Source organism: Microbacterium sp. LjRoot205, from assembly GCF_056175745.1.
In genome coordinates, this window is record NZ_JBGFFH010000001.1 from 800249 (window position 1) to 813629 (window position 13381).

Annotated in this window: 9 protein-coding genes; 5 read left to right on the top strand and 4 right to left on the bottom strand. The window is 69.9% G+C overall.

Translation table 11 applies throughout. The features are described 5' to 3' along the window. The first annotated feature begins 106 nt into the window (after window positions 1-106). The 3 genes from AC04ME_RS03935 to eccCa are packed head-to-tail and all read left to right on the top strand — an operon-like array spanning window position 107 to window position 6683. Window positions 107-1471, top strand: a complete 1365-nt coding sequence (locus AC04ME_RS03935) for a hypothetical protein (protein WP_475433668.1) — start codon at window positions 107-109, stop codon at window positions 1469-1471. After that, window positions 1468-2712, top strand: a complete 1245-nt coding sequence (locus AC04ME_RS03940; RefSeq protein WP_475433670.1) for an FHA domain-containing protein — start codon at window positions 1468-1470, stop codon at window positions 2710-2712. Before AC04ME_RS03935 ends, AC04ME_RS03940 begins: the two co-directional genes overlap by 4 nt. Next, complete coding sequence (eccCa, locus tag AC04ME_RS03945; protein ID WP_475433672.1) at window positions 2709-6683, top strand: type VII secretion protein EccCa; 3975 nt, start codon at window positions 2709-2711, stop codon at window positions 6681-6683. The genes AC04ME_RS03940 and eccCa overlap by 4 nt, the downstream gene beginning before the upstream one ends. Before the next feature lie 47 nt (window positions 6684-6730). On the opposite strand, the gene AC04ME_RS03950 is transcribed toward eccCa, so the two are convergent. After that, complete coding sequence (locus AC04ME_RS03950) at window positions 6731-7201, bottom strand: recombinase family protein (protein WP_052493032.1); 471 nt, start codon at window positions 7199-7201, stop codon at window positions 6731-6733. Between the two features lie 52 nt (window positions 7202-7253). Continuing rightward, entirely contained in the window at window positions 7254-8243 is a 990-nt protein-coding gene (locus tag AC04ME_RS03955; protein ID WP_455904193.1) for a malate dehydrogenase, read from the bottom strand. A gap of 51 nt (window positions 8244-8294) precedes the next feature. Here AC04ME_RS03955 and ypfJ point away from each other — a divergent pair, with 51 nt between their 5' ends. Further along, a complete protein-coding gene (ypfJ, locus tag AC04ME_RS03960) occupies window positions 8295-9179 on the top strand; it encodes a KPN_02809 family neutral zinc metallopeptidase (protein ID WP_042542245.1) in 885 nt (294 codons plus the stop codon). A gap of 2 nt (window positions 9180-9181) precedes the next feature. Next, window positions 9182-10144 carry a prolyl aminopeptidase gene (gene pip / locus AC04ME_RS03965; RefSeq protein WP_475433675.1) on the top strand — a complete coding sequence of 321 codons (963 nt, stop codon included), beginning with the start codon at window positions 9182-9184 and terminating at the stop codon, window positions 10142-10144. A 22-nt stretch (window positions 10145-10166) separates the two neighbouring features. Here the strand turns inward: pip and AC04ME_RS03970 are convergent, their stop codons facing one another. Both AC04ME_RS03970 and AC04ME_RS03975 read right to left on the bottom strand, forming a co-directional pair. Continuing rightward, a complete protein-coding gene (locus AC04ME_RS03970) occupies window positions 10167-11921 on the bottom strand; it encodes an aldehyde dehydrogenase family protein (RefSeq protein WP_475433676.1) in 1755 nt (584 codons plus the stop codon). Window positions 11922-11967: 46 nt separating this feature from the next. Continuing rightward, complete coding sequence (locus AC04ME_RS03975; protein WP_475433677.1) at window positions 11968-13347, bottom strand: MFS transporter; 1380 nt, start codon at window positions 13345-13347, stop codon at window positions 11968-11970. Window positions 13348-13381: the final 34 nt, after the last annotated feature.

Genomic DNA, 13381 nt, shown 5'->3' on the forward strand with positions numbered 1-13381 from the left:
CGGCGGAGAGCGTGGGCGGCGGATGCCGTGCACGCCCTCGGCATCTGGGTGGTCAGTGGTCGGAAGGGCCGCGGCGAGAGCCGCACACGGTCGATAGGGTTCAGGTATGTCAGTCGAAACGGTAGAGCGGCGTCGGATCGTTCTTCAGAGCGAGGATCGTCGAATCGATCTCTCGCTTCCGTTCGACGAGACCCTCGACGACGCACTCATCCTGAGCGGACTGTCCACGGCGGATCGATTCGTGACGATCGGTCCCGGCGGGTTCGAGATCCCCGGGGACACCGAGTGCGAAGACCTCGTCGATGGCGGTCTCTATGCGCTCATCGACCGCACGGCGCTGGCGCCGCAGGCCCGACCTGCGGTGACGAACGAACGGGCGTCACGCGCAGACCACGGTGCTCGATGGTGGATGCTCGCGGTCAGCGGGCTGCTGCTCGTCGCCGTCTTCGCACAGGGGGCCGGAGATCCGCTGCTCAGACTCCTGATCGGTCTCTTCCTCGTGGTCGGTGCCGTCAGCGGAGCGGTCGCATGGTCGCGCCGGGATTCGGCGGCAGGGGTGCGCGGCATCCTCGGGGTCCTCGCCCCGGTCCTCCTCTCGTTCGCCGCGGGCGCTCTCCTGATCCCGGCGGAACTCGACGCGAGCGCGCACCTCTCCGCCGCCGCAGGTCTTCTCGCCGCCGGAATCACCACGGCGGTCATCGCCGTCTCTGCCCGAGCGCGTCCGATGCGGGCGGCCGCCGGAACCGCGACCGTGCTCCTCGTCGGCGTCGCCGCGGTCTGGGGGCTCGCGTTGCTGCTGCGCTGGGGACCGGCCGAGGCCGCCGCCATCTCGCTCGGACTCGTGCCGCTCGGACTGCGCGCTCTGCCGAGCAGCCTGGTGAACCTCCCTGAGGGGTACTTCATCGACTACAAGCACTTCATGACCAGTCGCTGGACGGTCCGCGGAGCCATCCCCGAGTCCGTCGGTCTCCTGCGACCCGAGCGCATCATCGCCGTCGTCGACGATTCCTCGGCACGACTCATCGCCGGAACCGCCGTGCTCAGCATCGTCGCCGCGCTGATGACCCCCCTCGCGTTCCTGCGCCCGTGGCCGGACGACCCCTTCGTGATCTCCGGAGGCATCGCACTTCTCGTCTGCGTCGGCCTCGCGCTGCTGCTGACACCCCGGCACACGACCTCGCGCATCCTCCGCTGGCTTCCCCGTGCGGCCGCCGCCGTCGTGTTCCTGGTCGCCGGTCTGCAGGCATCCGCCGCGATGGGCGACGGCTTCCAGGTGCTCGGTGCCCTTGTGCTGTTCGCTGTCGGTCTCACCGCGGTCGCGGTCATCATCCCCATCTCGCGCGGCGCGAGCTCGCTCGTCTGGTCGCGCTTCGGAGACGCCTTCGAATGGCTCGCCGTCGCGCTCGCCCTCCCCGCGGCGCTCCTCTACGCGAATGCGCTGTCCCTCCTTCGTGGAATGATGGCGGGATGATCGGGAACGGCGAACCACAGCCCTGGCCGGGCGGTGGCACCATCCCACCCGTGCATCCGGGACCCGGCCAGCCTGGTGAGATCCCCGCGCTGCCGCCGGCGTTGATCGCGGCTCCGCCCGGAGTCGACGGCGCACCGCTGCGGTCGGGATCCACGCCTCCCGCACCGACGCCGATCGTCTCGACACGCGCCAGGACGAGACGCCCCTCTGACGGGCTCGGCCCGGCTTTCGTCGGCGCGCCGGCGGGGACCGGAGCGCGGATCGCTGCCTTCACACTCGATGCCGCGGCAGTGATCCTCAGCGCGGCGATCGTGCTCATCACCACCCGCAGCATGCTGCTCGCAGGGCTCACGGCCGCCGAGCTCGCGATCTTCCTCTGCGTGCTCGAAGCGCGCACCGGACTCACCCTCGGCAACGCCGTGCTTCGTCTGCGCGCCGCCCGCGGCGACCGGCCCTACTCGCCGGGCGTCGGGCGCCAGTTCGTGCGCGCGATCATCACGGGCGCCGGTTTCCTGGTGGCGGTCGGCAGCTGGGTCGTCGTCGCGTCGAGCGCGTGGGATCGCGGTGGTCGCCGTCAGTCCTGGGCCGATCGCGTCGCCGGCACCGTCGTGGTCTCGGTCCCGCCTCGTGCCGCCGCGGACGCACAGCAGAAGGTCTCCGTCGCCGAGGCCGCCGCCCCTCTGGCGCCTCCGCAGGTCGTGCCTCTGGGCGCACACCCGTCCGTCATCGACGAGGACTCCGAGCCGACCGACTCTCGCGCGGCCTCGCACCGCACCGAGACGCCCGCACCCGTGTCGCAGGGGGACGACAGGCCGCTCTTCACCGTCGCCCCGGCCGCAGCACAGCAGTCCGATCCCGCCGCCCAGGCATCCGAGTCCGGAGCGCTGCTCCTGATCTTCGACACCGGGCAGCGCGTGCAGCTCGGGCTGCCGCTCGCGGCGAACCTCGGACGCGCACCTGCGGCGAGTGTGCACGACGACCGACTCGTGATCGTGACCGACCCCGACTCTTCGGTGTCGAAGACGCACCTGCGCCTCGAGCACTCGCGCGGCCGCACCTGGGTCACCGATTTCGGATCCACCAACGGCTCCGACATCCGATCCGACGACGGGCAGACGACCGAGCTCGTCGCCGGTGAGCGCGTCCTGCTCGACGACGCGGATCGCGTAAGGATCGGCAACCGCAGCTTCACCATCAGCCTCCTGCTGGCCACGGACAGCAGCGCCGGAGAGAGAGCATGACAGGACCCCGTCTCGCGCCGCCCCGCGTCCCCTCCGGAAAGCTCCCCGTTCAGGCGCCCCCTGAGCTTCAGCCCAATGACGGCGGCATGGGGATCCTCGGATCTCTGCTGCCGATGCTGGGCAGTGTGGGTGCGATCGTCATGGTCACGATGTCGAACCAGTCGGTGACGGGTCTGCTCACCGGCGGCATGTTCCTGCTGTCGTCGCTCGGGTTCGTCGCGGTGAACGGCTGGCGTCAGCGATCGCAGCGTCAGGCTGCGACTCTCGGCGAGCGTCGGGAGTACCTCGCGTACCTGACCGAGCTGCGCCAGACAGTGCGGGTCGCGGCGCGGCAGCAGCGCCGCGCGGCGAACTGGCACCTTCCTGCGCCTTCGGCCCTGCCCTACATCGCCGAAGAGCGCACGAGGGTGTGGGAGCGCGGCGTGAACGACCCCGATTTCCTCTCCGTGCGCGTCGGCACGAGCGACCAGCCGCTGTGCATCTCGCTCGAGGCGCCCGAGCTGCCCCCGCTCGCGCAGCTCGACCCGGTCGCCGCATCGGCCGCGCATCGCTTCATGCTGACGCACGAGATCCAGAAGAACCTCTCGCTCGGCATCACGCTGCGCGACTACGCCCGTGTCGAGATCACGGGAGACGAGACCGAATCCCGCGGCCTCGCGCGCGCCATGCTGCTGCACCTCGCGACCATGCACGACCCAGACACGGTGCAGATCGTGATCGCCGCTGACGCGGCCGTGCTGCCCCAGTGGGAATGGGCCAAGTGGATGCCGCACACGCATTCGCGCACGGTCAGGGACGGTCTCGGCGCCGCACGCATGATCGGCTCTCAGCTGTCAGAGCTCGAGGACATGCTCCCCGCCGAGGTGCGCGAGCGGCCGCGTTTCGCCCGCGACGGCTCCGGCGTCAAGGCGCCGCACATCGTGATCCTGACGGATGGCATCACCACCTCGTTCAACGACGTGCTGGCGAGCGGCGACGGCGTGCAGGGGGTGACCGTGATCGACCTCCCCTCCCGGTGGGGCGATCTCGACGACCCGAACGCCCTGCGCATCGCGTTCGCGCCGGGCGACAAGGGCAGCCGAGCCGAGCTCGTCAGTCTGCAGGTGCCTGCTCGCCCCTTCGAGGCCGACGCGATCAGCATCGTCGAAGCCGAGGCGACCGCCCGGCGACTCATCGCCCTCTACTCGGGCGGCACGACGATCACGAAGAAGAAGAGCGCGACCGATCAGGCCGAGCTCGTCGAGCTGCTCGGCCTCCCCGACGTCCGTGATCTCGATCTCGATGCGGCCTGGTCGCCGCGTCTCGAGCGGGATCGGCTGCGTGTGCCCATCGGGCAGACGGAAGACGGCAGCCCGCTGATCCTCGACATCAAAGAGTCGGCTCAGCAGGGCATGGGCCCGCACGGCCTCATCATCGGTGCGACCGGTTCGGGAAAGTCCGAGGTCCTCCGCACGCTCGTGCTCGCGCTCGCGATGACCCACTCGCCCGAGCAGCTCAACTTCGTGCTCGTCGACTTCAAGGGTGGAGCCACCTTCGCAGGCATGGCCGACATGCCGCACGTGTCGGCGATCATCACGAACCTCGGCGAGGAGATCTCGCTGGTCGACCGCATGCAGGATGCGCTGCAGGGTGAGATGGTTCGGCGTCAGGAACTGCTCCGGGCGACCGGACCCTTCGCCAACGTCGCCGACTACGAGAAGGCCCGTCGTGGCGGCCGCACCGACCTCGCGCCGCTTCCTGCGCTGCTCATCGTCGCCGACGAGTTCTCGGAGCTGCTGTCGGCGAAGCCCGAGTTCGTCGACACCTTCGTGAACATCGGCCGACTCGGCCGTTCGCTGCAGGTGCACCTGCTGCTCTCGTCGCAGCGTCTGGAAGAGGGCAAGCTCCGCGGACTCGACACCCACCTGTCGTACCGCATCGGTCTGCGCACCTTCTCCGCCGCCGAATCGCGCACCGTCCTCGGAGTCCCCGACGCCTATCACCTGCCCACGCAGCCCGGCGCCGGAATCCTGAAGTCCGACACCGAGACCATGACGCAGTTCCGTGCCGCCTACGTGTCAGGACCCCCGCCCCGCCGTCGGCGCCGTGCGGCATCCGGTTCTGCGCAGAGCACGGGCTCGACCGCGGTCGAGCTCTTCACCGCGGCGCCGGTGTGGCGAGCCGAGACGACGGTCGAGGAGCCCGAGGTCGTCGTCGACGCCGAGCCCGAAGAGAAGCGCAACAGCTTCGAGATCGCCGTCGAGATGATGAGCGGACGAGGGCCGGCGGCCCACCAGGTGTGGCTGCCGCCGCTCGAGACCCCTGCCACCCTCGATCAGCTGTTCGGCGATCTCGTCGAAGACCCCGCCCTCGGACTCATCTCGCCGCGGTGGAGAGGTGCTGGTGCGCTCACCGTGCCGCTCGGAATCGTCGATGTGCCGCTCGAGCAGCGGCGTGAGAATCTCGCGATCTCGCTCGGGGGCGCGGCCGGTCACATGGCGATCGTCGGTGCGCCGCTCAGCGGCAAGAGCACCCTCGCCCGCACCGCGCTGGTCGCCCTCGCCCTCACGCACACACCACAGGAGGTGCAGTTCTTCGTCATCGACTTCGGCGGTGGCAGCTTCACGGGACTGCAGCGTTTCACGCACATCAGCGGCGTGGCGACGCGCTCCGAGCCCGACATCGTGCGCCGCACGGTCGCCGAGGTCACCAGCCTGCTCAACGCGCGCGAGGTGTATTTCCGGCAGAACGGCATCGACTCGATCGACACCTACCGACAGCGCCGCGCCCAAGGACTCGCCGATGACGGATACGGCGACATCTTCCTCATGGTCGACGGCTGGGGAACCCTGCGTGCGGAGTTCGAGATGCTCGAACCGCAGATCCATGCCATCGCGGCGCGAGGACTCACGTACGGCGTGCACATCATCATCACGGCGTCGCGCTGGATGGAGGTCCGTGCCAACATCAAGGACCTCATCGGCACCCGCATCGAGCTGCGGCTCGGCGACCCGACGGACTCCGAGGTCAACCGCAAGGCCGCCGAGAACGTCACGGCGATCCCTGGTCGCGGTCTCAACGAGAACGGCCTGCAGATGCTCACGGCGCTGCCGCGCATCGACGGCGTCGACGACGCATCCTCGCTCGCCGGCGGCATCGACGATCTCGTCACCCGCGTCGCATCCGCGTGGCATGGCCCCGCCGGGCCCAAGCTGCGACTGCTGCCCTCGCGCATCAGCCACGCCGACCTCCGGGCAGTGGCCGCCGCCGCGTCGGCGGACGGCACGGAGCCGCGTGAGATCCTGCTCGGCATCGACGAGGCGAACCTCGCGCCGTTCTCGATCGACCCGCTCGAAGAGCCGCTGCTCTATCTCTACGGCGACGCAGATTCGGGCAAGTCGTCGATGCTCCGCGGTGTCGTGCACGAGATCACGCGTCTCTACGGTCCGACCGAGGCGAAGATCTTCGTCGTCGACTACCGTCGCGCGCTGCTCGGTGAGATCCCGCAGGACTACCTCGGCGCCTACCTCACCTCGCACGAGATGACCGAGGGTGGGATGAGCGAGCTCGCCCAGTTCTTCCAGAGCCGCATCCCCGGCTCCGACGTCACGCCCGACCAGCTGCGCTCACGGTCGTGGTGGAAGGGCGCAGAGGGCTTCGTGCTGATCGACGACTACGACCTCGTGTCGACGTCGCAGGGCAACCCCGTCGCGGTGCTCGCCCCGCTGCTCGCGCAGGCGGCAGACCTCGGTCTTCACGTGATCCTCACGCGTCGCACCGGTGGAGCGAGCCGTGCCGCCTACGATCCGATCATCCAGCGCATGACCGACCTGGGCGCCACCGGCATCCTGCTCTCGGGAAACCCCGAGGAGGGACAGCTGATCGGCAAGGTCAAGGCGATCCCGGCGATCCCCGGCCGTGCCCAGATCGTCAGCCGCGACCGCGGGCTGGTCGCCGCACAGCTGCTGTGGGTGCCGCCGAGCTATCAGTGATCTGGCGGGGCGGTCAGTGGGCGAGTGCGCCGACTGGCCGCCTGAGCTCAGCGGGTCGCGTCGGCGAGGTGACGTGCGTCGTGGCTCAGCACCTTGACGATGATGCCGTGGCGACGCAGCTCCTTGGCGGTGCGAGCACCCTCCTCGGCGTCGCGCCCCAGAGCGTTGATGTTCGCCACGACGAGAACGTCTCCGGTCTTCAGCGTGCCGATCAGGCGCGACAGTCGATCGCTCCAGCTCTCGAGGATGTCGGGAGCGGGGTGACGGAACCCCTCGATCGGCACTCCGAACCGGGTGAGGTCGTCGCGCTGCTCGACCACCGACGGCATGCCCTCGCGGGAGACGACGAGTCCGACCAGGCGTGACCCGTCGGGGCGCGCGAGCCAGAAGTCGCGGTTCTGCTGCAGTTCGGTGAAGCACTTGGGGCACTCCGCGGCCGCGTGCGGCAGATGCAGCGGACTCGTCAGGGCCTCGTCGACGGATGCCGTCGCCTTCATGGGATCGATCGTCTCGCTCATCGCGCACCTCCGGCATCCATTCTGCCCTGATCGGAGCCGGCGCGGTGACCTTTCAGAGCATCCCGAGCGCGCGTACCGCTTCTCGTTCCTCTACGAGCTCGGCCACGGAGGCGTCGATGCGAGCCTGGGCCCATTCACTGATCTCGAGCCCTTCGACGATCTGCCACTCTCCGTCGATCGACCGCACCGGGAACGACGAGATCAGACCAGCAGGAACGCCGTACTCGCCGTGCGAGACGACCCCGGCAGAGGTCCAGTCGTCGGTGCCGTGCACCCAGTCGCGCACGTGCTCGATCGTGGCGTTCGCGGCAGACGCCACGGAAGACGAGCCGCGCACCTGGATGATCTCGGCCCCTCGCTTCGCGACACGAGGGATGAAGGTCTCATCGAGCCACGTGGGCACATCGCCGACGATGGCCTCGAGAGCCTTCGCGACCGGTTCTCCGGCCACTGTCGCGTGCGAGACGTCGGGGAACTGCGTCGCCGAGTGGTTGCCCCAGATGGGCACACGACGAATCGTGTCGACCGGCACTGCGAGCGTCTGCGCCAGCTGTGCCCTGGCGCGGTTCTCGTCGAGTCGGGTGAGAGCGGTGAATCGCTCTGCAGGGATGCCGTCTGCCGCGGCCGCGGCGATCAGCGCGTTCGTGTTCGCCGGGTTGCCCACCACGGTGACGCGCACGTCGGACGACGCGTGGGCCGCGATCGCGGCGCCCTGCGGGCCGAAGATGCCGGCGTTGGCCGCGAGCAGGTCTCCGCGTTCCATCCCGGGTCCTCGTGGACGAGCGCCGACCAGCAGAGCGAGGTCGCACCCGTCGAAGCCGACGGCGGGGTCGTCCGTGACCTCGACGTGCTCGAGCAGGCCGAAGGCGCCGTCCTGCAGCTCGAGGGCCGCTCCCTCGGCGGCGCCGAGCCCCTGGGGGATCTCCAGCAGCCGCAGTCGCACCTTCTCGTCGGGGCCGAGCATGTCTCCGGCGGCGATTCTGAACAGCAGTGCGTAGCCGATCTGTCCGCCCGCACCCGTGAGCGTGATGGTGGTCGTCATGACTCGAGCCTACGACCGTGAAGAGGCCGCCGTGCAGAGTACCCTCGTGGCATGACCTTCAACCCTGACGCTGATGTCTCCGGCAACACCGCCCGCCGACGCGGCCGCGGCGCCGTCGTCGCCGGAGCGGGCGGTGTCGGCCTGCTCGGCATCATCGCCCTGATCGCCGGACCACTGCTGGGCATCGACCTGACCGGCCTGCTGGGCGGCGGTGGCGGCACCGGCGGGGGCACCGAGCCTGCGGGCGGCAGCGTGATCGAGAACTGCCTCACCGGCGAGGACGCCAACGAGAACGTCGACTGCCGAGTGGCGGCCTCGCAGCTGGCGCTCGACGGCTACTGGGAGGACCACGTCGAGGGGTACCGCCCGCCGCAGCTCATCATCGTCGACGGAGCCACCTCGACCTCGTGCGGCACCGCGTCGAACGCGGTCGGCCCGTTCTACTGCCCGCCCGATGAGACGGTCTTCATCGATCCCACGTTCTTCGACCTCATGCAGCAGCAGTTCGGGGCATCCGCCGGCGATCTCGCTCAGCTCTACATCGTGGGTCACGAGTGGGGCCACCACATCCAGTACATCACCGACGTGATGAATCAGTATCCGAACAACGGCACCGGCCCGGACAGCAACGGGGTGCGCATCGAGCTGCAGGCCGACTGCTATGCGGGCGCCTGGATCGGGCAGATGACCCAGGAGAAGGACCCGGACGGTGTCCCCTACCTGTTGGAGCCGACCGAGGCGGAGATCACCGACGCGCTGAACGCCGCGAACACGGTCGGCGACGACAACATCCAGGAGCAGTCGTCCGGTTCGGTCAATCCCGAGAGCTTCACGCATGGCACCAGCGAGCAGCGGCAGGGGTGGTTCGCGAGCGGCTACAAGTACGGACTCGATGTGTGCGCCGACCCGCTCACGGCGGCGCCCGGAGAACTCTGACCATGGAACTCGACGCGCTGTATCCGCCCATCGAACCGTACGAGTCCGGTGAACTGCTCGTCGGCGACGGGCACCGCATGTACTGGGAGACCAGCGGCAACCCCGAGGGCAAACCCGTGGTGTTCCTGCACGGCGGCCCCGGCAGCGGCACGTCGCCGTGGCAGCGTCGGTTCTTCGACCCTGAGGTGTATCGGATCGTGCTCCTCGACCAGCGCGGGTGCGGGCGCAGCACTCCGCACGCGAGCGCCCCCGATGCCGACCTCCGCTTCGTCACCACCGCGCACCTGATCGCCGACATCGAGCTGCTTCGCCGCAACCTCGGCATCGAGCGGTGGCAGGTGTTCGGCGGGTCGTGGGGGAGTGCACTCGCGCTCGCCTACGCGCAGGCTCATCCGGATGCCGTCAGCGAGCTGATCCTGCGGGGCATCTTCACACTCCGTCGGGCAGAGCTGGAGTGGTTCTACGAGGGCGGCGCCGCCGCTCTGTTCCCCGACCTCTGGGAGGAGTACATCGCGCCCATCCCGGTGCTCGAGCGCTCGCACATGATCGAGGCCTATCACCGGCGTCTGTTCGACCCCGATCCGGCCGTGCACGAACCGGCAGCTGTCGCCTGGTCGCGGTGGGAAGCCTCGACGGTCACGTTGCGCCCGGATGCCGCGCAGATCGAGGCGATGTCCGACCCGCACACGGCGACCGCCTTCGCCCGCATCGAGAACCACTTCTTCGTGAACCGCGGATGGTGGACCGAGGGGCAGCTCATCGCCGGTGTCGACGGCATCCGTCACATCCCGACCGTCATCGTGCAGGGGCGTCACGACGTGTGCACTCCGATGATGACCGCCTGGGACCTGCATACAGCCTGGCCGGAGGCCGAGTTCGTCGTCGTCGACGATGCCGGACACTCGGCGACGGAGCCCGGCATCCAGCGCGCGCTGCGCGCCGCGACCGACCGCTTCGCCGGCTGAGCCCGCGGCGGCCGGTCGCGCGTCAGGCGCGCAGCGCCGCGGTCAGGGTCTTCAGCAGCCCGATGGTGCCGCCGTGCGCACGGAACCGCGTGAGGCCCTCGCTCACCGCTGCGCCCGTCCGGGAGGAGACGAACCACGGCGGCTTGGGCAGGATGGTGAGGCGCCCGCCGCCGTTGACGACCGGAAGAGAACGCGGGAACGGCCGGAAGGGTCCGCGGATCACCGAGCGCTCGACGCGATCGAGCAGGAGTGCGTTGTGGACGACGCCGATGCCGCTGCCGACGTCGGCGATCGTGCTGCCGGGGAACGCTCCCCAGGTCATGGTCGGGGTGATGAAGCCGAAGGCCGTCCAGCCGTTGATCGCGATCGAGCCATAGCGAAGGGCCGCGATCGCCCGGTCGAATCCCGCGCCCAGTGCCTTCTCGGTCGACGGGTCGATCAGCAGGTTCGCGCCGAGCGTGCCCTGCAGCCGGTCGTTCGCGTAGGCCACGGCCGCGTCGAGGAACTCCTGGCCGGCGCCCGCCACCGAGACGACGCCCAGCACCGGAGCGAAGTACTCGGTGCTCTGCAGCGCCGTCGCGTCGTCGCCGTCGGAGACCTCGACCAGCACACGATCGCCGAGCACGAGGGCGTCGGGGTACGCATCGGTCGCGAGGTGCATCCTCGAGGGCGAACCGGGGTACCAGATCGGCCGGTCCGGAGCGTTCGCGTAGGCGCGGCGCAGAGCGGCTCGGAAGTCGTCGGCCTGCGCCCAATCCGACGACATGATCACCACCTGGCCGGCGATGCAGTTGTGTCCGCTGTTCTGCAGACGCATCGTCGCGACGTGCTCCGCCTGATACGTGAGATCGGCGTCCGTCCACTCGCCCGGGACGATGATGATGGGCGAGACCCCGCCGAGCTCGGCCGTGATGGGCTTCTTCAGCAGCGGACGGTTCTCACGGCGCCGCCGCGTGGCCGCAGCCCCCGTGCCCCACACGATGGCGTCGAAGGTCGCGGCCGACCCCGTGATGTGCACGTGCACGAGGTCGGGGTGGCCGGTCAGGTAGGCGCCGACGTCGGGCCCGCCGCGCGTGATGCGCAGCAGCCCAGGACCGATGAGCGGCGCGAGCGCTCGCTTGTAGACGGGCACGAGCGCGTCCTGCGTCGGATTGACCTTGAGCAGCGCCGTGCGATTGTGAGCGAGCAGTTCGTAGAGCACATCGAGCACGGGGATCGAGGTGATGTTGCCGGCGCCGAGCACGAGTCCCACGCCCCCCGAGTCCGACGGGGTGCGCTGCGCGAGCCCTGCCGCGGCGCGCGCGCCGTTGGGGGTGACGCCGGGTTCGAGCCAGACCTCTCCCGTGTAGCCGGAGAGCAGGAACCGGTCGATGCCGGTGAGGGGAAAGGCACGCACGCGGGTGCGTCCGCCGGGAGCCCGATCGATCGTGATCCCGTCCAGCGGGTTGGTGCCGTTCGCGAGACGCGTGAGCGTCTCGATGTAGGCATCGAGGGCGCCGAGCACGCTGTAGGGTCCGCTGAGCCATTCCTCCCCGCGCAGCGGATGCCGGCCGTCGAGGCCCTTCGACGCGGCTGCGGTGTCGGCCCAGTCCTCCGCAGCGGCGGCGACACTCGAGCGCACGGCGCGCAGCAGGGTTACCCGCTGGGCGAGTGTCAGGGCCGACCACGTGCGGCTGCCGCCCTGAAGGTCGTCGATCGCGGCGTCGAGGCGATCGCGTTCGGCCTCTCCGAGCTCCGGGGTCTTCGTCGAAGCGGCGGGCGTTGTCGCAGAAGTCATCGGCGTCTCCTTCGGGCGGGATCCCAGCTTATGTCGCGCATTCCGGTCAGGCGTCGATGTCGGCGCGGCGCAGGCGGTAGCGGCGAAGCGTGAGCAGGCTCGCCGCCATCAGCAGGGCGGGCAGGATGCTGAATGCGAGCACGATGCCGGTGATCGCGGCGTCCGGCTGCTGCGTGGTCGTGCCCGCCACGCTCGAGACGTATCCCGTCGCGGCCAGCGTGAGGGAGACCGCGCTCGCTCCGAGCGCGAACCCGACGGTCTCTCCTGCCGTCCAGACGCCCGTGAAGGTGCCGGCCCGGCCTCTTCCGGTGCGGCGTTCGTCGTGTGAGATCACATCGGGCAGCATCGCCATCGGCAGCGACTGCAGCCCGGCATAGGCGATGCCGGCCACCGCGATCGAGCCGTACATCCAGGGGCCCGGCGTCCAGACGGCGAGGACGAGTGATGCGGCGGCGATCAGGAAGAGGATGCTCGCGAGAGCGAACGCCCGCTCCTTGCCCAGGCGCCGGGCGACGACCGTCCAGCCCGGCGTCGCGAGCAGGGCGGGCCCGACGAGCGCCAGGAACACGAGTGTCACGGCGTCTTCCGAGCGCAGCACCCACGTGGCGACGTACTGCGCGCCGGCGAGCATGGTCCCGGTCGCGAGCGCCTGCAGCACGAACGTGCCGAGGAGGGCGCGGAACGGCTGACTGCGCCGTAGAGTGCGCACGCCGGCGGCATACTGCTCCCGGAGTCCTGCCGGAGCGACCGCCGTGGGACGTTCGTCCGCGGCCATGTGATGGGCGGCGGCATCCGCTGTCCGCGACGCGATGAGCATGCCGACGCCGATGACCACGCCCGCCACCACGCCCATCAGCAGGTATCCCGCGACGGGGTCGGCGGTGGCGCCCCTCAGCTCGGGGCCGCCGGCGCCGAAGAGCAGGATGGCTGCGGTGAGCACGACGACGCGCCACCCGAGCAGCCGGGTGCGCTCGTCGTAGCCCGAGGTCAGTTCGGCGGGCAGTGCGACGTAGGGCACCTGGAACAGGCTGAAGGATGTCGCTGTGGCGAGGAACGCGAGGAGCACGCAGACGGCGCCGGCGGTCGGGCCCCAGGACGGGGGCACCGCGAAGGTGAGCGCGAAGAACACCGGAAGAGTGAGGCCGCCTGCGACCATGAATCCTCGACGCGAGCCGGTCCTCGCGTACTGACGGTCCGACGCGCCGCCGATCACCGGGTCGATGATGACGTCCCAGATCTTCGCCCCGGTGACGATGAGGCCGGCGGTGAGGGCGGCGACACCCAGATTGTCGGTGAGGAAGTACGTCAGAACCAGCCCGGGAAGGGTCGCATACCCGCCTGTGCCGAGCGAGCCGATCGCGTAGAGGGCGACCGTGCGGGCGGACAGGCGGACGGAGGCTGCTTCGGGCCGAGCCGCGGTGCTCATCGCGCCAGTGTATCGGTGCGCGAAGAGCCTGCTT